Origin of the sequence: Streptomyces puniciscabiei, from assembly GCF_006715785.1 — a bacterium.
Lineage (GTDB): Bacteria > Actinomycetota > Actinomycetes > Streptomycetales > Streptomycetaceae > Streptomyces > Streptomyces puniciscabiei.
Window position 1 is genome coordinate 6,086,410 of the sequence record NZ_VFNX01000001.1, and the last position, 20,591, is coordinate 6,107,000.

General features: G+C 72.5%; 16 protein-coding genes. 9 read left to right on the forward strand and 7 right to left on the reverse strand.

Features of this window, described 5'->3' with window-relative positions; translation table 11 throughout:
* The first annotated feature begins 180 nt into the window (after nucleotides 1–180).
* The 4 genes from FB563_RS28210 to FB563_RS28225 are packed head-to-tail and all read left to right on the forward strand — an operon-like array spanning nucleotide 181 to nucleotide 4,571.
* Nucleotides 181–3,090 (forward strand): nitrate- and nitrite sensing domain-containing protein, encoded by a 2,910-nt coding sequence (locus FB563_RS28210; protein ID WP_142218961.1) that lies wholly within the window; start codon nucleotides 181–183, stop codon nucleotides 3,088–3,090.
* Entirely contained in the window at nucleotides 3,087–3,521 is a 435-nt protein-coding gene (locus FB563_RS28215; protein ID WP_055708105.1) for a roadblock/LC7 domain-containing protein, read from the forward strand. Before FB563_RS28210 ends, FB563_RS28215 begins: the two co-directional genes overlap by 4 nt.
* 9 nt (nucleotides 3,522–3,530) lie before the next feature.
* Nucleotides 3,531–3,926: a DUF742 domain-containing protein gene (locus FB563_RS28220; RefSeq protein WP_055708104.1), complete on the forward strand. Its 396-nt coding sequence runs from the start codon at nucleotides 3,531–3,533 to the stop codon at nucleotides 3,924–3,926.
* A gap of 39 nt (nucleotides 3,927–3,965) precedes the next feature.
* A complete protein-coding gene (locus tag FB563_RS28225) occupies nucleotides 3,966–4,571 on the forward strand; it encodes a GTP-binding protein (RefSeq protein WP_055708103.1) in 606 nt (201 codons plus the stop codon).
* 170 nt (nucleotides 4,572–4,741) lie between these two features.
* Here the strand turns inward: FB563_RS28225 and glpK are convergent, their stop codons facing one another.
* The 5 genes from glpK to FB563_RS28250 all read right to left on the reverse strand — a co-directional run bounded on the left by glpK (nucleotide 4,742) and on the right by FB563_RS28250 (nucleotide 10,957).
* Nucleotides 4,742–6,265 carry a glycerol kinase GlpK gene (glpK, locus tag FB563_RS28230; RefSeq protein WP_142218962.1) on the reverse strand — a complete coding sequence of 508 codons (1,524 nt, stop codon included), beginning with the start codon at nucleotides 6,263–6,265 and terminating at the stop codon, nucleotides 4,742–4,744.
* A 167-nt stretch (nucleotides 6,266–6,432) separates the two neighbouring features.
* The gene (locus tag FB563_RS28235; RefSeq protein WP_055705214.1) at nucleotides 6,433–7,182 is read right to left on the reverse strand and encodes an MIP/aquaporin family protein; all 750 of its coding nucleotides are present in this window, start codon (nucleotides 7,180–7,182) and stop codon (nucleotides 6,433–6,435) included.
* A gap of 380 nt (nucleotides 7,183–7,562) precedes the next feature.
* Nucleotides 7,563–9,212, reverse strand: a complete 1,650-nt coding sequence (locus FB563_RS28240; RefSeq protein WP_107100566.1) for a GGDEF domain-containing protein — start codon at nucleotides 9,210–9,212, stop codon at nucleotides 7,563–7,565.
* Nucleotides 9,213–9,344: 132 nt separating this feature from the next.
* Nucleotides 9,345–10,535, reverse strand: a complete 1,191-nt coding sequence (locus FB563_RS28245) for a lipid-transfer protein (RefSeq protein WP_055705215.1) — start codon at nucleotides 10,533–10,535, stop codon at nucleotides 9,345–9,347.
* Nucleotides 10,532–10,957 carry a Zn-ribbon domain-containing OB-fold protein gene (locus tag FB563_RS28250; RefSeq protein WP_055705224.1) on the reverse strand — a complete coding sequence of 142 codons (426 nt, stop codon included), beginning with the start codon at nucleotides 10,955–10,957 and terminating at the stop codon, nucleotides 10,532–10,534. The genes FB563_RS28245 and FB563_RS28250 overlap by 4 nt, the downstream gene beginning before the upstream one ends.
* A 92-nt stretch (nucleotides 10,958–11,049) precedes the next feature.
* On the opposite strand from FB563_RS28250, the gene FB563_RS28255 reads away from it, so the two are divergent.
* Together FB563_RS28255 and FB563_RS28260 are read left to right on the forward strand one after the other, a co-directional pair.
* A complete protein-coding gene (locus tag FB563_RS28255) occupies nucleotides 11,050–11,859 on the forward strand; it encodes a M15 family metallopeptidase (protein WP_055705216.1) in 810 nt (269 codons plus the stop codon).
* Nucleotides 11,860–11,905: 46 nt separating this feature from the next.
* Entirely contained in the window at nucleotides 11,906–12,442 is a 537-nt protein-coding gene (locus FB563_RS28260) for an NUDIX domain-containing protein (RefSeq protein ID WP_055705217.1), read from the forward strand.
* Between the two features lie 10 nt (nucleotides 12,443–12,452).
* Here FB563_RS28260 and FB563_RS28265 read toward each other — a convergent pair whose 3' ends face one another.
* Complete coding sequence (locus FB563_RS28265) at nucleotides 12,453–14,813, reverse strand: glycoside hydrolase family 31 protein (RefSeq protein ID WP_199832761.1); 2,361 nt, start codon at nucleotides 14,811–14,813, stop codon at nucleotides 12,453–12,455.
* 215 nt (nucleotides 14,814–15,028) lie between these two features.
* On the opposite strand from FB563_RS28265, the gene FB563_RS28270 reads away from it, so the two are divergent.
* Nucleotides 15,029–17,005, forward strand: coding sequence for an acetoacetate--CoA ligase (locus tag FB563_RS28270; RefSeq protein ID WP_055705218.1), 1,977 nt, complete (start codon nucleotides 15,029–15,031; stop codon nucleotides 17,003–17,005).
* Nucleotides 17,006–17,021: 16 nt separating this feature from the next.
* Here FB563_RS28270 and FB563_RS28275 read toward each other — a convergent pair whose 3' ends face one another.
* Nucleotides 17,022–18,341, reverse strand: coding sequence for an aminotransferase class I/II-fold pyridoxal phosphate-dependent enzyme (locus tag FB563_RS28275; protein WP_055705226.1), 1,320 nt, complete (start codon nucleotides 18,339–18,341; stop codon nucleotides 17,022–17,024).
* A 120-nt stretch (nucleotides 18,342–18,461) separates the two neighbouring features.
* On the opposite strand from FB563_RS28275, the gene FB563_RS28280 reads away from it, so the two are divergent.
* Nucleotides 18,462–19,667, forward strand: a complete 1,206-nt coding sequence (locus tag FB563_RS28280) for an MFS transporter (protein ID WP_055705219.1) — start codon at nucleotides 18,462–18,464, stop codon at nucleotides 19,665–19,667.
* Between the two features lie 24 nt (nucleotides 19,668–19,691).
* Nucleotides 19,692–20,585 carry a hypothetical protein gene (locus tag FB563_RS28285; protein ID WP_055705220.1) on the forward strand — a complete coding sequence of 298 codons (894 nt, stop codon included), beginning with the start codon at nucleotides 19,692–19,694 and terminating at the stop codon, nucleotides 20,583–20,585.
* Nucleotides 20,586–20,591: the final 6 nt, after the last annotated feature.

Sequence of the window (20,591 nt, forward strand, 5' to 3'; positions counted from 1 at the left end):
GCAGCGGATCGCGGTGGCAATCTCCCGCAATGCCCGGACAACTCGGCATCTCTCGCCGCCGGAGCGGAAGTTCGCCCTCCGGACATGTCTTCGAGTTATCTGTGAGGCGGTAGTAGGCTCGCGCCGTTTGTTGACGGACCTGTGCACCCCCGGCCGGCGGGGGTCGAGCTGGGGGAGGCCATGCGCTTTCGCGGGAAGTCGATCCGCCGGAAGATCGTGGCGCTGCTTCTCGTGCCGCTGGTGTCCCTGACGGCCGTCTGGGGCTTCGCGACGGTACTCACCGGGCGCGAGGCCGCCCGGCTGTTCCAGGTGTCGGACGTCAAGCAGGACATCGGCTACCCCGCCGAGGACACCGTGCGCGTACTGCAGCAGGAGCGCCGCCAGGCCCTGGTCTACCTCGCCGATCCGAGAGCCGCCGACGCCCTCTCCGCGCTGCAGCGCACCCGCGCCGCCACCGACCGGGCGATCGCCGGGATCCGCAGGAACGCCGGCGGCCATCACGTCTTCGACGGCCTGGACGCGGCGGACAACGAGCGTCTCACCGCCGTCCTCGACGCCTTCGACGGCCTCGGCTCCCTGCGCCGCAGCGTCGAACAGCGCACGGTCACCCGCGCCCAGGCCCTCGACCGCTACAACCACCTCGTCGATCCCTGCTACACGCTGCTCGCCTCCCTCGAAGGCGTCGACGACGTCGGCCTGGACGCCCAGGCCCGCGCGCTCGTCGACATCAGCCGCGCCCGCGAGCTGCTCTCCCGCGAGGACGCCCTGCTCGGCTCCGCCCTCGTCGTCGGCCGCCTCACCCGGGACGAGACGCGGCACATCTCCGACCTCGTCGCCCAGCGCACCGTCCTGTACGACGTCAGCCTGCCGCTGCTGCCCGCCGACGAGCGCGACCGCTACGAAGGCTTCTGGGAGAACACCACCACCGCCCCGCTGCGCACCGCCGAACAGAGCGTCCTGCGCACCGACTCCGGCACTCCTCGCGGTGTCGACGCCCAGAGCTGGGACTCCGCGGCGGCCGACGTCCTCCACCAACTGGGCACCCTCGACGACCAGGTGGGCGACCGCCTGCAGAGCCGGGCCCGCCCGGTGGCCATGGGCGTCATCCTGCAGGCGGCCGTCGCGGGCCTGCTCGGTCTGGTCGCGCTCGTGGTCTCCGTCTTCCTGTCGGTCCGGATCGGCCGCGGCCTGGTCCGCGACCTGCGCCAGCTGCGCCTGGAGGCGCACGAGGCCTCCGGCGTACGGCTGCCCAGCGTGATGCGCCGCCTGTCCGCGGGTGAGCAGATCGACGTCGAGACCGAGGTGCCGCGCCTGGAGTACGACAAGAACGAGATCGGCGAGGTCGGCCAGGCCCTCAACACCCTCCAGCGGGCCGCCGTGGAGGCCGCCGTCAAACAGGCCGAACTGCGCTCCGGCGTCTCCGAGGTCTTCGTCAACCTCGCCCGTCGCAGCCAGGTGCTGCTGCACAAGCAGCTCACCCTCCTCGACACGATGGAACGCCGCACCGAGGACACCGACGAACTCGCCGACCTCTTCCGCCTGGACCACCTCACCACCCGTATGCGCCGGCACGCCGAGGGCCTGGTGATCCTCTCCGGCGCCGCACCCTCCCGGCAGTGGCGCCGCCCGGTCCAGCTGATGGACGTGGTACGCGCCGCCGTCGCCGAGGTCGAGGACTACGAACGCATCGAGGTACGGCGGCTGCCCAGGGTCGCCGTCACCGGCCCGGCCGTCGCCGACCTCACCCACCTCGCGGCCGAACTCCTGGAGAACGCCACGGTCTTCTCGCCCCCGCACACCGCCGTCCAGGTCCTCGGTGAGCGGGTCGCCAACGGCTTCACCCTGGAGATCCACGACCGGGGTCTCGGCATGCCGGCCGAGGCACTGCTGGAGGCCAACCTGCGCCTCGCCGAGACCCCCGAGTTCGAACTGTCCGACACCGACCGGCTCGGTCTGTTCGTGGTCAGCCGCCTCGCCCAGCGCCAGAACATCCGGGTCTCGCTGCAGCCGTCGCCCTACGGCGGCACCACCGCGGTCGTCTTCATCCCCGACGCGCTGCTGAGCGACGACGTACCCGACACCAACGGCCTCGGCTTCCGCCTCGACCGGGACCGCCCGGCGAAGGGGCTCGGGCAGGCGGGCCGTGGCGCCGGACGGTCCACGGCACCGGCCCAGCTGCCCGGCCTGCCGACGTCCCTGCTGGACGGCCCGGTCGAACTGGAGGCGCCGGTGGATCTCGACGCCATCGACGACTTCCCCGGCGTCCTGGGTGACGAGGACAGCGAGCGCGGCGGACTGTTCCGGCCCCGCAGCTCCCGCACCGAGGACCAGGCGCCGCCTACCGCCGACCGCGCGGCACGCGACGAGGCCGACGACCGCGGGCCCGTACCGCTGCCGCGCCGGCAGACACCCAAGCTGGTCAGCTCGCACGGCAGGCCCGTCACCGACCAGCGCCCCCGCCGCGACGAACCGGAACAGCAGCCGCCCGTCGCCGCCCGCCGCCCCGAGACGGGCGCACTGGCCCCGCTGCCCTCCCGCCGCCGCAGCACCACCTCCCGGCGCTCCGCCGAAGACACCGACCGAGGCCGGCAACGCGACACGGCTCCCGCCGACGGCAGTGGCGCGACGCCCGACGTCCCGGCCCTGCCCCGGCGTACCCGGCCGCCCGAGCCCGCTGCCGACGGCAGTGGCACGACGTCCGACGTCCCGGCCCTGCCCCGGCGTACCCGGCCGCCCGAGCCCCCCGCCGACGGCACCGGCACCACGGGCCCGTCCGGCACGGGCGAGCGCACGCCCGGGCAGTCCCGTCCCGGCGACACCCGCGACACCGGCAGCCACGCGGCCACACAGCCGGCCGGTGGGCCCCTGCCCCGGCGCGTACGGCAGGCCAGCCTGGCACCCCAGCTCAAGCAGGACACCGTACGGCGCGCCGAGGGCGCGGCGCAGCCGGCCGACCGCGACGCCGAGGAGGTCCGCAGCCGGATGGCCTCGCTGCAGCGCGGCTGGCAGCGCGGCCGGGAGGAGAACGCCGGCGGCGACACAGACCACGACGGCACAGCACAAGGAACGACTAAGGGGGACGGTCGATGACCGCACCGAAGGCGACCGGCCACACGGCGACCGACAAGGGGCAGCTGAACTGGCTCCTGGACGATCTGGTCGACCGGGTCTCCAGCATCCGTAAGGCCGTCGTCCTGTCCGGCGACGGGCTCCCGACGGGGGTGTCCAAGGACCTGACCCGGGAGGACAGCGAGCATCTGGCCGCCGTGGCATCCGGCTTCCACAGCCTCGCCAAGGGCGTGGGCCGCCACTTCGACGCGGGCGGCGTCCGGCAGACGGTGGTCGAACTGGACGACGCCTTCCTGTTCGTCACCGCCGCCGGGGACGGCAGCTGCCTCGCCGTTCTGTCCGACGCCGACTCCGACGTCGGACAGGTCGCCTACGAGATGACGCTCCTGGTCAAGCGGGTCGGCGTGCATCTGGGCACCGTCCCGCGCACCGATCTGCCCGCAGGCGGGTAGTGGGATGACATGAGCGCAGACGGTCAGGGAAGAAACCACTGGTTCGACGACGAGGCCGGACCGGTCGTCCGTCCGTACGCCATGACACGCGGCCGTACCACGAGTCCGGCGCAGCACCGGCTCGATCTGATCGCGGTGGTCGTCACGGAACCCGGCGCGGGCGATCCGGAGACGGACCCGACGCTGGCGCCGGAGCACGTGCAGATCGTCGGGCTGTGCCGGCAGGCACCGCAGTCGGTCGCCGAACTCGCCGCCGAGCTCGACCTGCCGACCGGCGTGGTGCGGGTCCTGATCGGCGACCTCGTGCATGCGGAACTGGTCCATGTCACACGCCCGGTGCCCCCGGCCGAGCTGCCGGACGAGAGCATTCTGCGCGACGTGATCAACGGCCTCCGGGCGCTGTGACCCCGTCAGGCAAGACCCCTGAAGCAGGAGAAGAAACCGATGATCCTCGGGCGTTCTGAGCGCGGCAAGCCCCCGGTCGAGCCCGTCACGCTCAAGATCCTGGTGGCCGGCGGCTTCGGCGTGGGCAAGACGACCCTCGTCGGCGCGGTCAGCGAGATCAGGCCGCTGCGCACCGAGGAACTGCTCACCGAGGCCGGCCGCCCGGTCGACGACACCAGCGGTGTGGAGGGCAAGCACACCACCACCGTGGCCATGGACTTCGGCCGCATCACCCTGCGCGAGGACCTGGTCCTGTACCTCTTCGGCACGCCCGGGCAGGAACGGTTCTGGTTCATGTGGGACGAGCTGTCCGAGGGTGCGCTCGGCGCCGTCGTCCTGGCCGACACACGGCGCCTCGAGGACTGCTTCGCAGCCGTCGACTATTTCGAGCGGCGTGCCATCCCCTTCCTCGTCGGCGTCAACTGCTTCGAGGGAGCGGCCCGTTACCCGGCCGAGGCGGTCCGGCAGGCCCTCGACCTGGACGACGGCGTACCCGTCCTGCTCTGTGACGCGCGGGAGAGGGAATCGGTCAAGGAGGTGCTCATCGGAGTCGTCCGGCATGCCATGGAGTACGCGGCCGACCGCAGGCAGGCAGCCCTCGGCTGACCCACGGGCACGGCCCGTACCCCCGCCGACAGGGGTACGGGCCGTGGTCCGTGAGGCTCCCGCACGCGCGCGTGCAACGTGGCGAGCCTCCACGCGCGCGTGCCCCGTGAGGACCTCTCACGCGCGCGTGCCCCGTGAGGACCTCTCTCGCGCGCGCGTGCCACGCACCGTTACGCGCCGTCCTCTTCCTCCAGCCAGCCGAAGCTCTTCTCCACGGCCTTGCGCCAGTTGCGGTACTCGCGGTCGCGCACCGACGGCTCCATCGCCGGCGTCCACTCCGCGTCCCGCTGCCAGTGCGACTTCAGCTCGTCCAGGTCGTTCCACACGCCGGTCGCGAGTCCGGCCGCGTAGGCGGCTCCCAGGCAGGTCGTCTCCGACACCCGTGGCCGGATGACCGGTACACCGAGGACGTCCGCCTGATGCTGCATGAGCAGATTGTTCTTCGTCATGCCGCCGTCGACCTTCAGGGTGGTGATCCGCACCCCGGAGTCCTGGTACATGGCGTCCACGACCTCCCGGGTCTGCCAGCTCGTCGCCTCCAGCACCGCGCGCGCGAGATGCGCCTTCGTGACGTACCGGGTGAGGCCGGTGACGACACCGCGCGCGTCGGAGCGCCAGTAGGGCGCGAACAGGCCCGAGAACGCGGGCACGATGTAGGCGCCGCCGTTGTCCTCGACGCCCGCCGCCAGCGTCTCGATCTCGTCGGCCGTGCGGATGATGCCGAGCTGGTCGCGGAACCACTGGACCAGCGCGCCCGTTATCGCTATGGATCCCTCCAGGCAGTACACCGGCGCCTCCCCGCCGATCTTGTAGCCCATCGTCGTCAGCAGCCCGCTCTTGGACGGCACCGGCCGGTTGCCGGTGTTCAGCAGCAGGAAGCTGCCGGTGCCGTAGGTGTTCTTCGCGGTGCCCACGTCGTAGCAGGCCTGCCCGAAGACGGCGGCCTGCTGGTCGCCCAGCGCGGAGGCCACCGGCACCCCGGCGAGCTGCCCGACCGCCGTGCCGTACACCTCGGCGGAGGACCTGATCTCGGGCAGCACCGCCTCGGGCACGTTCATGGCGGACAGGATGGCCGGATCCCACTGGAGCGTCTCCAGGTTCATCAGCATGGTGCGGCCGGCGTTCGTGACGTCGGTGACATGCCGGCCGCCGTCGGTGCCGCCGGTGAGGTTCCAGATCAGCCAGGAGTCGATCGTCCCGAAGGCGATCTCGCCGCGTTCGGCCCGCTCCCTCAGGCCGGGCACATGGTCCAGCAGCCAGGCCGCCTTGGGCCCGGAGAAGTAGCTGGCCAGCGGCAGCCCGGTCTGCTCACGGAAGCGGTCCTGCCCGTCCGCGCCGCCGAGTTCGTTGCACAGGGCGGCGGTACGGGTGTCCTGCCAGACGATGGCGTTGTGCACCGGCTTGCCCGTGGCGCGGTCCCACAGGACGGTGGTCTCCCGCTGGTTGGTGATGCCGAGCGCGCTCAGCTGGTCGGCGCGCAGCCCGGCCTTGGCGAGCGCCCCGGCCACCACGGCCTGCACCTTGGACCAGATCTCGGTCGCGTCGTGCTCCACCCAGCCCGGCTTCGGGAAGATCTGGCGGTGTTCGCGCTGGTCGACGGCGACGATGGCGCCGCTGTGGTCGAAGACGATGCAGCGGCTGGACGTGGTGCCCTGGTCGATGGCGGCGACGTAGGTGTCGGCGGTGTCCGTCATGGCAGTCCCCTGGGTCGCTGGGTCGGGTCGCTGGTCTTGAGGGGCGCGTGCGGGGTGGGAGGGCGGCGTGCGGCGCCGGGAGCGGGCGTGCGGGCTCGAAGGAGGCAGGGCCGGGGGTGATGTACGGGGTCGTGGGTGATGCACGGGGTCGGACGTGACGTACGGGATCAGAAGGCCGCGTTGTAGATCGCGCCGGCGAGTGCTCCGCCGATCAGGGGTCCGACGACCGGGATCCAGGCGTAACCCCAGTCGGACGTGCCCTTGTTGGGGATCGGCAGGAAGGTGTGGACGATCCGCGGTCCGAGGTCGCGGGCCGGGTTGATGGCATAGCCGGTGGGCCCGCCGAGGGAGAGCCCGATGCCGACGACGAGCAGGGACACGATCAGCACCGTGGTGCCGGACTCGCCGAGTCCCTTGGTCAGCCCGAAGGCGAGGATCGGCAGCACCAGCGAGACGGTCGCGATGATCTCGGTGATGAGGTTGGCGACCGGGTTCCGTATCTCCGGGATGGTCGAGAAGATCCCGAGCGTCGGCACCGGTTCGCCGGCCGTTCCCTCCGTCGTGCCGCCCTTGCGGACGTTGGCCTGGAACTGGGCGAGGTACACCAGGTAGGCCAATACGGCCCCGAGCATCGCGCCGACGAGCTGGCCCAGCAGATACACCCAGACCTTGCCCCACTTGCCGGTGTCGATGGCGATGCCGATGGTGACCGCGGGGTTGAGCTGGCCGCCCGAGAGCGGAGCGGCGGTGTACGCGCCCGCGAGGACGCCGAAGCCCCAGCCGAAGGCGATGACGACCCAGCCCGAGGCCCGCGCCTTGGAGTATCTGAGGGTGACGGCGGCGCAGACACCGGCACCGAAGAGGATCAGGATCGCGGTGCCGATCACTTCGCCGACGAAAATGTCTCCGTTGCTCATGGCGGCTCCCTTGGCGCCGGTTGGGGGCGATCAGCCCCGGCCGTCCGTGCAGGAACGTTCCCTTGGCGACGTCAGCCGTAGGCAGGAAGCCCTACGCCCCGCCCGGCCTCCGTGGCGAGCATGCCGTCGCAGCCGTATCGCCAGGGAGGAACGAGCCGTGGAACAGGACAGACCCCTGGCGCAGTGCCTGATAACGCCGAGAATGTACGGCGATGTCGGCTGACACCGGGAAGTGTTCACCGGCGTTCCGGGGGCGTCAAGGTTGCGGACGGCGACGGTGACGACGGCCGGCCCCGCGGCCCGGCGGCGACGGTGCCGGCGACGCACCCGACGCCCAGGTCACCGCTGCCGCGACTCGACGGACGCAGCCGGAAGCTCGTTCACCGACCCGGCTCGACGGTCGCATACCCGGCCTGCGCCGGCGCCGCCGCCGTGCCGCGGCGGACCTCATGGCCAGGCAGTCCGGCCCGTCCGAGCACCCAGCTCGCGCCGCGCAGCGCCTTGGCCGCCTGCTTCAGCGGAGCGAGCTGGGCGGCGGCCTGACGGTGGTCACCCACGCTCCCCGGCGCACACACCACGGTCGCGAGGGAGAGCGTGACCGGCCGGTCTCCCGCCGACCAGCGCGCGTCGAGCACGGCCGCGACCAGCGGGTCGAGCGCCTGCTCCTCGGCCAGCACCAGGAAGTCGTCCCCGCCGATGTGCCCCACGCGCGCGTGCCCGGAGGCCGCCTGCTGCAGGGCCCGCCCCACCGACCGGATCAGCTCGTCGCCCGCGGCGAACCCGGCACCGTCGTTGACCTGCTTGAAGTGGTCGATGTCCAGCCAGCTGAGCGCGAAGGACCGGCCGTCCGCGATCCACCGGTCCACCTCGCTGGTGATCGCGTCCGAACCGGGCAGCCGGGTCAGCGGGTTGAGCCCGGCGGCCTCCTCGACCCGGCTCTCGGCCAGCGCCCGCACCAGATCCGCGAGCCGTACGACGCCGACGCACCGGCCGTGCCGGTCGACCACCGCGACATCGTCGGAGGTCCGGTCCCGGCCGCCGACCGCGACGACGTCCAGCACCTCCCAGGCGGTGGCGTCCACGCCGACCGTGCGGGGCGCGTCCCCCAGCTTGAAGGCCGGCCGGTCGGCGTACAGGGCGTGCCCGTAGCGGCCGGACATCGACAGCAGGAAACGTGAGCGGTGCACCGAGCGCACGGGCCGGCCGGCCTGGTCCACCAACAGCACTCCGGACACGTCCGGCGATCCGGTGAGCAGCGCCCGCACCTGCCCCGCCGAGGCGGTCACCGGCAGGACGGCGGCGGGACGCACGAACTCCCGCACCGAGGGCCCGGACCGGGGCACACCGATGGTGCCGGGGGAGCGGGGCGGAACGTATACGTCCGCCGCGGGGATCCGGGCCGGCGGCGCGAACAGCTCGCCCTGGCCCAGCTGCGCCCCGGCCGACAGCGCCACCCCGTACTGGAGCTCGGTCTCCACGCCTTCCACCGCCACCAGGGCCCCCAGCTCCTCGCACAGCGTCCGCATCGCGCGCACCGCGGCCGGCCGGGCGAGCAGCGAGGCGTCGAGTTTGACCAGGTCGGGGGAGAGGTCGGTGAGCAGCCGGAGCGGTACGTCGCCGTCGCCGATGCCGTCCGCGCTGATCCGGAAGCCCTGCTCGCGCAGCGCGGCCACCGCCTCCAGCAGGGCGCGTTGCGGCACGTGTGTGTAGGGCGGGGCCACATCCAGCGTCACCTCCCAGGGCAGGCGCCCGGCCGCGCGAACGGCGTCGTGCAGCGGGGCCAGGCCGCCGAGGTCGGCGAGGGTGGCCGCGAACACGTTCAGATGCAGCGGCAGCAGGGTTTCCTTGTGTGTCGCGGCACGGAGCGCCAACACCGTGAGCCGGCCGTCGAGTTCGGGGTCTCGGCGGGCTTCGGCCAGGATGTCACCGGTCTCCGGGCGGGCGAGCGTCTCCAGTGCGGCGACCGCGCCCGTCCTCAGGTTGACCACCGGCTGGAAGGCGAAGCGGAGAGTGTCCGTCCAGGAGTGCACGTGGAGCATGATGGCGCTGCCCGGGTGTGCCCAGGCCCAGTTCATGAGACGTTCACGCAGGATTCCGGGCTGATCACTCAGCGTGGAAGACCTCCGTGGCCTCTGCTGTCACACGCCCGCCCTCCGCCGGCGTCATCTCACCGCGATCACCGACGACCCGTGCCCGAAGAGTCCCTGGTTGGTGGAGATTCCCACGTGCGCCCCGGCGATCTGCCGCTCGCCCGCCGTGCCTCTCAACTGCCAGGTCAGCTCGCAGACCTGGGCGATTGCCTGGGCCGGTACCGCCTCCCCGAACGAGGCAAGACCCCCACTGGGGTTGACGGGTATGCGGCCACCCGGGGCCGTCGCGCCCTCCCGGAGGAGCTTCGCGCCCTCGCCCCCGCCACACAGCCCCAGGTCCTCGTACCACTGCAGCTCCAGTGCGGTGGACAGGTCGTAGACCTCGGCCAGGGACAGGTCGCCGGGGCCGACGCCGGCCTCCTCATAGGCGGCGCGGGCGATGGAGGCCCGGAAGGTCTCATCGGGAGCGCCCACCGCGACGGTGGAGTCCGTGGCGATGTCCGGCAGGTCCAGCAGCGTGTTGGGGAAGCGCGGGGTCACCGTCGAGACCGCCCGGATCCGCACCGGCCGCGTCGCCCCGTGCCGGCGCGCGAACTCCATGCTGGAGAGCACCAGGGCCGCCCCGCCGTCGGACGTGGCGCAGATGTCGAGCAGCCGCAGCGGATCGGCGACCACCGCGGACGCGGCGACCTCCTCGGAGGTGACCCGCTTGCGGTAGCGGGCGTACGGGTTGAGCGCGCCCATTGCGGCGTTCTTCACCTTGACCAGGGCGAAGTCCTCCGGAGTGTCCCCGTGCACCGCCATCCGCCGCCGCGCGTACAGCCCGAAGTACGCCGGATTGGTCGCGCCCAGGACCCGGAAGCGCAGCCAGTCCGGATCGTCCGGCCGGTCGCCGCCCGCCGGCCGGAAGAAGCCCTTGGGTGCCGCGTCCGCCCCCACCACGAGGACGACGTCCGCGAGCCCGGCGAGTATCTGTGCCCGGGCCGCCGCGATCGCCTGCGCCCCGGAGGCGCACGCCGCGTACACACTGGCGACCCTGGCCCCCTGCCAGCCCAGGGCCTTGGCGAAGGTCGCTCCCGCCACATACCCGGGATACCCGCCACGCACCGTGTCGGCCCCCACGACCGAGCCGACGTCCCCCCAGTCGACACCGGCGTCCGCGAGCGCCGCGCGGGCCGCCGCCGTCCCGTACTCCACGAAGGAGCGGCCCCACTTGCCCCATGGGTGCATGCCCGCGCCCAGCACTGCCACGTCCATCGTCACGCCCTCACCCCCGTCGGCCGCCAGTGCCAGGTCGTCCGGGTCGTCTCCGCGTCCTCGTGGAGCACTCCGGGGACGACCTCCACCTGCATGCCCACCGTCAGATCGGCGACGGTGACCCCGGGAGCCGCCTGTCCCAGCACCACGATCCGCTCGGCCTCCAGCTCCACCGCGATCAACGCGTACGGCACCCATGGAAGTTCCGGATCGCTCACATAGGGTGACGGCGGCCGGTATCGGCTGTCCGTGTACGACCAGACGCGCCCGCGGCGCGACAGCGGCACCTCCTCGAGGTCTCCGCCGGAACACCAGGGATTGCGGCAGTGGGTGTCCTCGCGGGGAAAGAACACCGAGGCGCATGCGGCGCACCGGGTGCCGAGGAGCCGGAAGTCGTCCGCTGTGCCGGCGAACCATCCGTCGACCACAGGCATGCGTGTCCGGGACATTGGCCCTCCTGATACCTGACGGGGTGTCAGAAGTGTGTCACGGGCATCCGGAATTGGGCAGTGCAGGAGACATGACACGACTCACCGGTGCAGTCCGCGGTCTCGTCACCGCCTTCGCCGCCCTGCTGGCCATGGCCACCGCCCCCGCCACCGCCGGGGCGACGACGGACCCCAAGGCCCCGAAGGACTTCGTGGCCCTGAGAACCGTGGATCCGACGATCATCCAGGAGATGCGCTACTTCACGCCGCACAACTTCGTCGGCGAGCGCATCGAGGGCTACGAGCAGCCGATGTGCATCCTCACCCGCCCCGCCGCCGAAGCCCTCCACAAGGCGCAGCTCACCCTGCTGCGCAAGGGCTACACCCTCAAGGTGTACGACTGCTACCGGCCACAGCGGGCCGTGAACCACTTCGTCCGCTGGGCCGAGGACCTCGGCGACCAGTCGATGAAGGGCGAGTTCTACCCGAACGTCGACAAGACCCGCCTGTTCGCGGACGGCTACATCGCGGAGAAATCCGGCCACAGCCGCGGCTCGACCATGGACCTCACGATCGTGAAGCTCCCCGCGAGGCCGACCCGGCCCTACCACCCCGGACAGCCACTCGTGCCCTGCTTCGCGCCCAAGGCCGAGCGTTTCCCCGACAACTCCGTCGACATGGGCACCGGATTCGACTGCTTCGACACCCTCGCGCACACGCTCGACCCGCGCGTCCAGGGCGAACAGCGCGCCAACCGCCTGCTGCTCAAGAGCACCATGGAGAGCCTCGGCTTCGTGAACCTCGCCGAGGAGTGGTGGCACTACACGTACAAGCCCGAGCCCTACCCGGACACCTATTTCGACTTCCCCGTGTCCTCGAAGTCGCTCAACTGCGGCCACTGAGCAACCTCCGGAAGATGTCACTCCTCTGATCGGATACAGTCCGCGCGTGTCCGAAACTCAGCACTCAACTGCCAACTCCGCACCGGACTCGTACTGTTCGAGTTGCGGAGCGCCCTATGGAGAGGGCGTTTCCGGCTGGCCGCGCACCTGCCCGACCTGCGGGACCGTCGCCTACCGCAATCCGCTGCCGGTCGCGATCGCGCTCCAGCCCGTGTACGACACCAAGGGCACGGCCCTGGTCGTCATCACCCGGACCGTCGCCCCCGCGCGCGGGGGCACGGCACTGCCCGGCGGCTACATCGACGACCGGGAGGACTGGAAGCAGGCCGTGGTGCGCGAGCTCAAGGAGGAGACCGGCATCGACGCGGCCGCCCGGGACGTGCGGCTCGTGGACGCCATGAGCTCGCCCGACGGTCACCTCCTGCTGTTCGGACTGCTGCCGGAACGCCCGGTGGAAGGACTCCCGCCCGCCGACCCCACGGACGAGACCGAGGGCTGGCAGCTGTTGCGCAGGCCGGAGGAGCTCGCCTTCCCGTTGCACACCGTGGCCGTACGGGCCTGGTTCGAGGGCCGGTACGTCTGACCGGCGCCGCTCAGCCGAGCCCCCGCACCCGCACCGGGTGGGGCGGCTCGGCGGAACCGCCCTCCCGCTCCCGGGTGACCACCACCCGAGGGCCCTGCCGACGGGCGACGTAGCGTTCGATCTCCGGCTCGTCCCACCCGTCGCCCGCGTCCGGCACCACCAGACCGCCGCCCGTCCGGCCACGCGCGGGTGCCCACACCTCCAGCTCCAGGCCGCCGTCGGCGCCGCGCACGGGGATGACCGCACCCGCGCGCGCGAACACCGGTATCCGCGACAGCGGCGCGTCGACGAGCACCTGCGCCGGGCCCTCGTACGACTGCTCCGTCACGGTGTCGTACCAGCGGCCCCGCGGCAGCTGCACCGCCCGCCGGTCGGCACCCGGATCCAGCACCGGAGCCACCAGCAGGGCGTCCCCGAGCAGAAACGTGTCCTCGCAGTCGCGCAGCGCCCGGTCCTCCGGCGCCCCCCACCACAGCGGCCGCACATAGGGCGCGCCGGTGCGCCGGGCCAGGTGGGCCAGCGTCACGAAGTACGGCAGCAGGCGTCGCCGTTCGAGGAGCGCCACGCGCGCGTGCTCCAGCACCTCGGCGCCGAACTCCCAGGGTTCCCGGCGCCCCGCCCGCAGACTCGCGTGCGTGCGGAACAACGGCAGGTAGGCGCCGAGCTGGAACCACCTGAGATACAGCTCCGGCGACGGACTGCCGTCGAAACCGCCCACGTCCGGGCCCGAGTACGGCACCCCGCACAGCCCGAGCCCCAGCACCAGCGACAGCGAGGCCCGCAGCCCGGGCCAGCCCGTCGCCACGTCCCCGGACCAGGTGCCCCCGTACCGCTGCATCCCCGCCCAGCCCGACCGGGAGAACAGGAAGGGCCGCTCCCGCGGCGACAGCTCGCGCAGCCCCTCGTAGCCCGCCCGGGCCATGCAGAGCGCGTACACGTTGTGCGCTTCCCGGTGGTCGCCCCCGCGTCCCTCCAGGGCGTGCCGGGCCGAACGCGGCAGGGTCGGCTCCCCGAAGGCGCTGAACGACGTGGGCTCGTTCATGTCGTGCCAGAAGCCCGCGAAGCCCTGCCGCAGCCGCTCCTCGTACAGCCCGCCCCACCACGAGCGCACGCGCGCGTGCGTGAAGTCCGGGAAAACCGACTCCCCGGCCCACACCACACCGCGCACCGTCCGTCCGGAGGCGTCCCGTACGAACGCGTCCACGGCCGCACCGCCGTCGTACACCGCGTTGCCCGGCTCCGCCTTCACGGCCGGGTCGACGATCGACACCAGCCGGATCCCGTCCCGGCGCAGCTCGTCGGCGAGCTGCGGCAGCTTCGGGAACCGCTCCTGGTCGACGGTGAACACCCGGTGGTCGTCGTAGTGGTCGATGTCCAGGTGCACGGCGTCCAGCGGCAGATCGCGCTCCTGGTAGCCGACGACGATCCGGCGCACCTCCTGCTCGCTGCCGAAGCCCCACCGCGCGTGCTGGTGGCCGAGCGCCCACGCGGGCGGCAGCGCGGGCGCACCGGTCAACGAGGCCCAGGTGTGCAGCACGCGCGCGGGAGTGCCCACCATCACCCAGCAGCGCAGCGGCCCGCCGTCCATCCGCAGTTCGCAGCGCCCCACCCGGTCGTGCCCGGACCCGGCGCCCTCCTCACCCTCGCGCAGCACGACCGTGCCGTCCCACGTGGTGTCGTGGAAGACCAGATGCGTGCCGGCGTCGCCCACCACGAGCTGCACCGGCATGGTCACGTACAGCGGATCGTCGCCGGGGCCGAACGCCCGGCCGGGATCGGTGTTCCACAGCCGGTACGTGCCGTCCCGCAGCCGGGGCCCGGACGCCCGGCCGCCCAGACCGAAGAAGTGGGCGTCCGCCGCCACCTCCGACCGCTGCATCCAGCGCGCCGTACCCCCGCCGACCGGCTCCCACCAGCGCGGCGGCAGATCCCGTCGCAGGGTCACGCCGCCCGGCGTGCACACCTCCACCGCGCCGTGCCGCGAGACGGTGACGGTCACCCGCTCGGCGACCACCCGCCAGCCACCGTCCTTGTCCGGCTCCAGCAACACGCGTGGATCCGGCTCCGGGCAGCTCCCCGCGAGCGCGTACGACGGCTGCGGACCGGCCCCGTCCCATCCCCAGAACACCGCCCCGTTCACCGCGACGATGATCCGCAGCTCGGACCGGCTGAACCGGATGACACCGCCCCCCGGACCGGGCGCCACGCCCGTCACCTGTCCCGGTACCCGCGCCCGCTCGGCCCCCCGCGGCGGCAGCCCGGCCGCGTCGATCCGCCTCCTGCGCCACGCGGCCCGCACGGTACGCAACCCCTGTGCCGCCCTCCCCGAACCGATCACACTCACCGAACGCACCAGGTCACGACCGTCCATGCTGCTCACCCTGCCACTGAGCGCCCCACGCGCGCGTGTCGTTCAACTGCCGTTCACCCGTGCCGGGACCGGATCTTCACGACGCCGACCGTGTGGGGCACACCCTGGTGCAGAAGTCGATCACATGGCATCGTCCCTGTCAGCCGCGTCACGCGCACACCCCAGCCCGTGCGCGGACCGACGCACACGAAGCGCACAGCCCGGGAGCCGCCCCCATGACGACCGCGAACCCCCAGCCGCTCTGGCAGCCCGATCCCGAGCGGATCGCCCAGGCACGCATCACCCAGTTCCAGACATGGGCAGCCGCACACCACGGCGCCCCGGCCGAAGGCGGCTACCCCGCCCTGCACCAGTGGTCCGTCGACCAGCTGGACACCTTCTGGAAAGCCGTCACCGAGTGGTTCGACGTCCGGTTCTCGACGCCCTACGCGCGCGTACTCGGCGACCGCGCCATGCCCGGCGCCCAGTGGTTCCCCGGCGCCACGGTCAACTACGCCGAGCACGCCCTGCGCGCCGCGGCCGACCGCCCGGACGAGGCCGCCCTCCTGTACGTCGACGAGACCCACGAACCGCGCCCGGTGTCCTGGTCCGAGCTGCGCCGCCAGGTCGGCTCGCTCGCCGCCGAGCTCCGTGCCCTGGGCGTCCGCCCCGGCGACCGCGTCAGCGGCTACCTGCCCAACATCCCCCAGGCCGTCGTCGCTCTCCTCGCCACGGCCGCCGTCGGCGCCGTGTGGACCTCCTGCGCCCCCGACTTCGGCGCCCGCAGCGTCCTGGACCGCTTCCAGCAGGTGGAACCCGTGGTCCTGTTCGCCGTCGACGGCTACCGCTACGGCGGCAAGGAGCACGACCGCCGGGAGATCGTCGCGGAACTGCGCCGTGAGCTGCCCACCGTGCGCGCCCTCGTCCACATCCCGCTGCTCGGCACCCAGGCCCCCGAGGGGGCGCTGGAGTGGTCGGCGCTGACGGCGGGGGAGGCCGAGCCCGTCTTCGAGCAGGTCCCGTTCGACCACCCGCTGTGGGTGCTCTACTCCTCCGGCACCACCGGACTGCCCAAGGCCATCGTCCAGTCCCAGGGCGGCATCCTGGTCGAGCACCTCAAGCAGCTCGGCCTGCACTGCGACCTCGGCCCCGAGGACCGCTTCTTCTGGTACACCTCGACCGGCTGGATGATGTGGAACTTCCTCGTCTCCGGCCTGCTCACGGGCACGACGATCGTCCTGTACGACGGCAGCCCCGGCTATCCGGACACGGGCGCCCAGTGGCGGGTCGCCGAACGCACCGGAGCGACCCTGTACGGCACCTCCGCCGCCTACGTCATGGCCTGCCGGAAGGCCGGCGTCCACCCCGCGCGCGACCACGACCTGACGGCGGTGAAGTGCGTCGCCACCACCGGCTCCCCGCTGCCGCCCGACGGCTTCCGCTGGCTGCACGACGAGTTCGCGGAGAGCGGGGCCGACCTGTGGATCGCCTCCGTGAGCGGCGGCACCGATGTGTGCTCCTGCTTCGCCGGCGGGGTCCCGACCCTCCCGGTGTACACGGGTGAACTGCAGGCGCCGGGTCTCGGCACCGACCTGCAGGCCTGGGACCCGAGTGGCAAGCCCGTCATCGACGAGGTCGGCGAGCTGGTCGTCACCAACCCCATGCCCTCCATGCCGATCCGCTTCTGGAACGACCCCGACGGCAGCCGCTACCACGACAGCTACTTCGACACCTACCCCGGCGTCTGGCGGCACGGCGACTGGATCACCGTCACCTCACGCGGCACCGTGATCATCCACGGCCGCTCCGACTCCACCCTCAACCGGCAGGGCGTGCGCATGGGCTCGGCCGACATCTACGAGGTCGTCGAGCGCCTGCCCGAGATCAGGGAGTCCCTCGTCATCGGCATCGAGCAGCCCGACGGCGGCTACTGGATGCCGTTGTTCGTGCACCTCGCGCCGGGCGCCGTCCTCGACGAGGCACTGCTGAGCCGCATCAAGCAGACCATCCGCGAGCAGCTCTCGCCGCGTCACGTACCCGACGAGGTCATCGAGGTGCCCGGCATCCCGCACACCCTCACCGGCAAGCGCATCGAGGTCCCCGTCAAGCGCCTGCTGCAGGGCACCCCCCTCGAGAAGGCGGTCAATCCGGGCTCCATCGACAACCTCTCCCTGCTCGGCTTCTACGAGCAGCTCGCCCGCAAGCGCGGCTGACCGCGCGGCGCAGGCATCACCCCCCATAGGTGGCCTCGGACTCGCCCAGCACGGCGGCGAAGTCCGAGGCCAGCCGCGCGGCATCGGCCGGCTCGAGACCGGCGGCCGTGATCCGCACCCCCGGCCCGGAAGCCAGCCGGAACCGCGCCCCGGCCGCGACCCACCAGCCGTACGACCGCAGCCCGTTCACCACCGCCGACTCGTCACGCACGGGCACCCACACGTTCATCCCGCTCGCCGCGTGCGCCGCCACACCCCGGGCGGCCAGCTCGCCGGCCAGCGCGGTGCGTCGCCGCGCGTACGTCTCACGCGCGCGTGCCACCAACGCGCGCGTGCCCGCGTCCGTAAGGAGCCCGTGCACGGTCTCCTGCAGCAGGTGACTGACCCAGCCCGAGGTCAGCAGCAGCCGGCCGTCGTGCCGGGCCAGCGTGACCGGATCACAGGCCGCGGCCGCCCAGCGCAGATCGGTCCCCAGGAACTTGCTCACGGTCCGCACATGCACCCAGCGGGCCAGTCCGGCACCCGTCACGGTGTGCAGGGCGGTGCCGGCCACCTCGGAGGCGTGGTCGTTCTCCACCACCAGCACATCGGGCGCGTTCCGCAGCACCTCGGCCAGCGCCTCGCGACGGGCGGCGGAGAAGTGTCCGCCGTACGGATTCTGCGCCCGTGGACTGAACACCACCGCCCGCACCCCGGCGCCGAGCGCCCCGCGCAGGGCCTCGGGGCGGATCCCCTCGTCGTCCACCGCGACCGGGACGGTGCGCAGCCCCAGCGCCGCGACCAGATCCAGCAGGTGGTGATAGCCCGGGTCCTCCACCGCCACGCCGTCCCCGGGACGCAACTCGACCGACAGCACCCGGCCGAGCAGGTCCAGCGCCCCGTGCGCGAACGTCACGTGCTCCACCGGGACACCCTCCGCGCCCAGCCATGCGCGCACCGCCTCCTCGAGCCGCGCCAGCCGGGGCGTGGAGCGATGGGAGCGGGCGCCGGGGGAGAGGCGTGACGGCGGCAGGAGGGCGGGCAGCAGCGCCGGGTCGGGATGCCCGCCGGCCAGGTCCCGCAGTCCTTCGGGCACCCGGGGAGGCCGCCGTGACGCGACCGCCGGAGCCGGTGCGACCACCGTGCCGCCCCGTCCGCGCGTGACGACGATGCCCCGCCGCCGCAGCTCCTTGTACGCCGCGGCGACCGTGCCGGGACTCACCCCCAGCTCGTCGGCGAGCCGCCGCACGGGCGGCAGCGCGACCCCCGGCGCCAACGCGCCTTCCGACACGCCGCGTTCGACGGATGCGGAAACTCCCTTGGCCGTCGTACCAGTGATCTCATATTGTGTTGCCACGTAGAACATTATGTATCAGTACATAACTGCGGACAAGTCGCTCATGGGGGATCAGTGCACGACAAGCCCGAGGCCGCCGTCCGGCCCGCACGCATACCAGGAGGCCGCGACGGACGCCGGATGCTCCTCATCACCTTCATCGACCGCATCGGCAGCGGCCTGTGGGCATCCGCCTCCGTCCTGTACTTCACCTACGCCTCCGGCCTCTCCGTCGCCCAGGTCGGCACCCTCGCCGCCGTCTCGGGCGCCGTCGGCATCGCGGGCGCACCCCTCGGCGGACGCATCGCCGACCGCTTCCCCCTCACCCGGATCCTGACCGCGCTCCAACTCCTGCGTGCACTCGCGTCCTTCGGCCTCCTCACCACCGACCACTACCTCCCGCTGCTCGCGATCTCGGCCGTCGGCAGTCTCGGCGACCGCGCCTCCAGCGTCCTCACCAAGCTTTACGCAGCCCGCATCGCCGGCCCCGACCGTGTCCGCTACCAGGCCGTCAACCGCACCGCCTCCAACGCCGGCTGGGCCATGGGCGGCCTCGCCGCCGCGGCCGCCCTCACCGTCGGCACCACCGCGGCCTACCGCTGGCTCCTCACCGGCGACGCGCTCTCCTTCCTGGCGATCGCGCTCCTCACCCTCACCTGCGCGGAACCCCCCTCCAGCAGCCGCGTCGCCGCCTCCGGCACCACAGCTCGCGACGCGAGGCCGGCCAATCCCTGGCGCGACCGCACCTACCTCGGATACGTGGCGACCGATCTGGTCCTCTTCCTCGACGACTCCGTCTTCCAGGTCGGCCTGCCCCTGTGGATCGCGCACACCGAGGGCGTACCGCACGGCCTCGCCCCCCTGCTGCTCGTCCTGAACAACCTGATGGTCGTCGCCTTCCAAGTCCCGCTCGCGCGGTACGGCACCACCACAGCGGCAGCCCGACGACTGCTCGTCCCCCTGTCCGCCGCCTCCGCCGCCGGCGGCGTCACCATGGCCCTGTCCGCCACCGGCGGCACCCTCGCGGCCATCTGCCTGCTCACCGCGGCCGCCACCCTCTTCACCCTGGCCGAGATGCTGCACGCCGTCGTGTCCTGGGAACTCTCCCTGGCCCTCGCCCCGGACACCGCGCCGGGCGCCTACCTCGGCGTGCACGGCCTCGCCCAGGCCGGCCAGCGCAGCATCGGCCCGCTCGCCGTCACCGCCGCCATCGCCACCGGGCCCCTCGGCTGGACCGTCTTCGGCGCCGCGATCGCCGCGACCTGCGCACTTCAGCATCGACTGGTCCGCGACCGCCTCCGCCGAAGCCCGTTGTCAGTGCCGCCGGTTACGGTGAGTGAGCACTGATCGACTGCGCACTTTGGGGGAAACATGGCGCACACCGACCACCGGACCATGCGACGCGTCCTGCGCCGTGAGATCGCCGGCACCATCGGCCTGCTCACCGACGAACACGACTTCCGCGCCATGCGGCGCTACCGCAGCTTCACCTTCGACGACCACGCGACCTACCTGAAGCAGGTCGAGGCCGTCCTCAAAGCCCGCGCCGAGCAGGGCACCCACACCACACTCGCCCTGTTCGACCCCGAGGACTACGCCGCCTACTGCGCGGAAGCCGGCCTCGACCCGGAAGCCCCGACCAGCCGGACCCGCTTCACCGCGGAACTCGCGGCCACCGGCCCCACCATCCCCTACGACGGCCAACCCCTCGCCACCCTCGTACCCGCCCTCGTCGACGAAGCCGTACGCCAGGCGACCTGGGAGTACGCCACCACCCTGCTGTCCCGCCTCGGCCCCTGCCCCACCTGCGGCGAGGACATCGGCCGGGCCGCCTTCACCCGCGCCTCCGAGCTCCTGGTCCGCATCCTCGACACCGCACCGCCCGGCGACCGGCACCTCGTGTGCAGCGTCTCCGGACCACCGGACACCCTCGTCTCCGTGCTGCACGGCGACCAGCACAGCGACGGCGGCATTCGCCTGGACGAGGCCGAGGCCCTGGAATTCACCAGCGTCCTCGCGCTCGGCCTCGCCACCCGCAGCCCCGGCGGACTCGTCCTGCGCACCAGCGCCCCGGACACGGCCGACCGCGTCTATGGCTGGCGACTGCGCTCCGGAGGCCTCGAAGCACTCACCGCCTCCGAAGTGTTCGACGCCTACTGCACGGACGTCGAATCCGGCGACCTCATCTCCCCGGAATCCGGCGTCGACTACTGCGAGCCCCCCGACCTCGGCGACCAGGACACGGCCCCCAGCCACCGGCACTGACCCGGC

Excerpts from the sequence above, each read along its gene's own strand:
- FB563_RS28270 (WP_055705218.1), top strand. The coding sequence starts at position 15,029 with ATGACGACCGCGAACCCCCAGCCGCTCTGGCAGCCCGATCCCGAGCGG.
- FB563_RS28235 (WP_055705214.1), bottom strand. The coding sequence starts at position 7,182 with ATGAGCAACGGAGACATTTTCGTCGGCGAAGTGATCGGCACCGCGATC.
- FB563_RS28265 (WP_199832761.1), bottom strand. The coding sequence starts at position 14,813 with ATGGACGGTCGTGACCTGGTGCGTTCGGTGAGTGTGATCGGTTCGGGG.
- FB563_RS28210 (WP_142218961.1), top strand. The coding sequence starts at position 181 with ATGCGCTTTCGCGGGAAGTCGATCCGCCGGAAGATCGTGGCGCTGCTT.
- FB563_RS28215 (WP_055708105.1), top strand. The coding sequence starts at position 3,087 with ATGACCGCACCGAAGGCGACCGGCCACACGGCGACCGACAAGGGGCAG.
- FB563_RS28280 (WP_055705219.1), top strand. The coding sequence starts at position 18,462 with ATGCTCCTCATCACCTTCATCGACCGCATCGGCAGCGGCCTGTGGGCA.
- FB563_RS28255 (WP_055705216.1), top strand. The coding sequence starts at position 11,050 with ATGACACGACTCACCGGTGCAGTCCGCGGTCTCGTCACCGCCTTCGCC.
- FB563_RS28225 (WP_055708103.1), top strand. The coding sequence starts at position 3,966 with ATGATCCTCGGGCGTTCTGAGCGCGGCAAGCCCCCGGTCGAGCCCGTC.
- FB563_RS28285 (WP_055705220.1), top strand. The coding sequence starts at position 19,692 with ATGGCGCACACCGACCACCGGACCATGCGACGCGTCCTGCGCCGTGAG.
- FB563_RS28220 (WP_055708104.1), top strand. The coding sequence starts at position 3,531 with ATGAGCGCAGACGGTCAGGGAAGAAACCACTGGTTCGACGACGAGGCC.
- glpK (WP_142218962.1), bottom strand. The coding sequence starts at position 6,265 with ATGACGGACACCGCCGACACCTACGTCGCCGCCATCGACCAGGGCACC.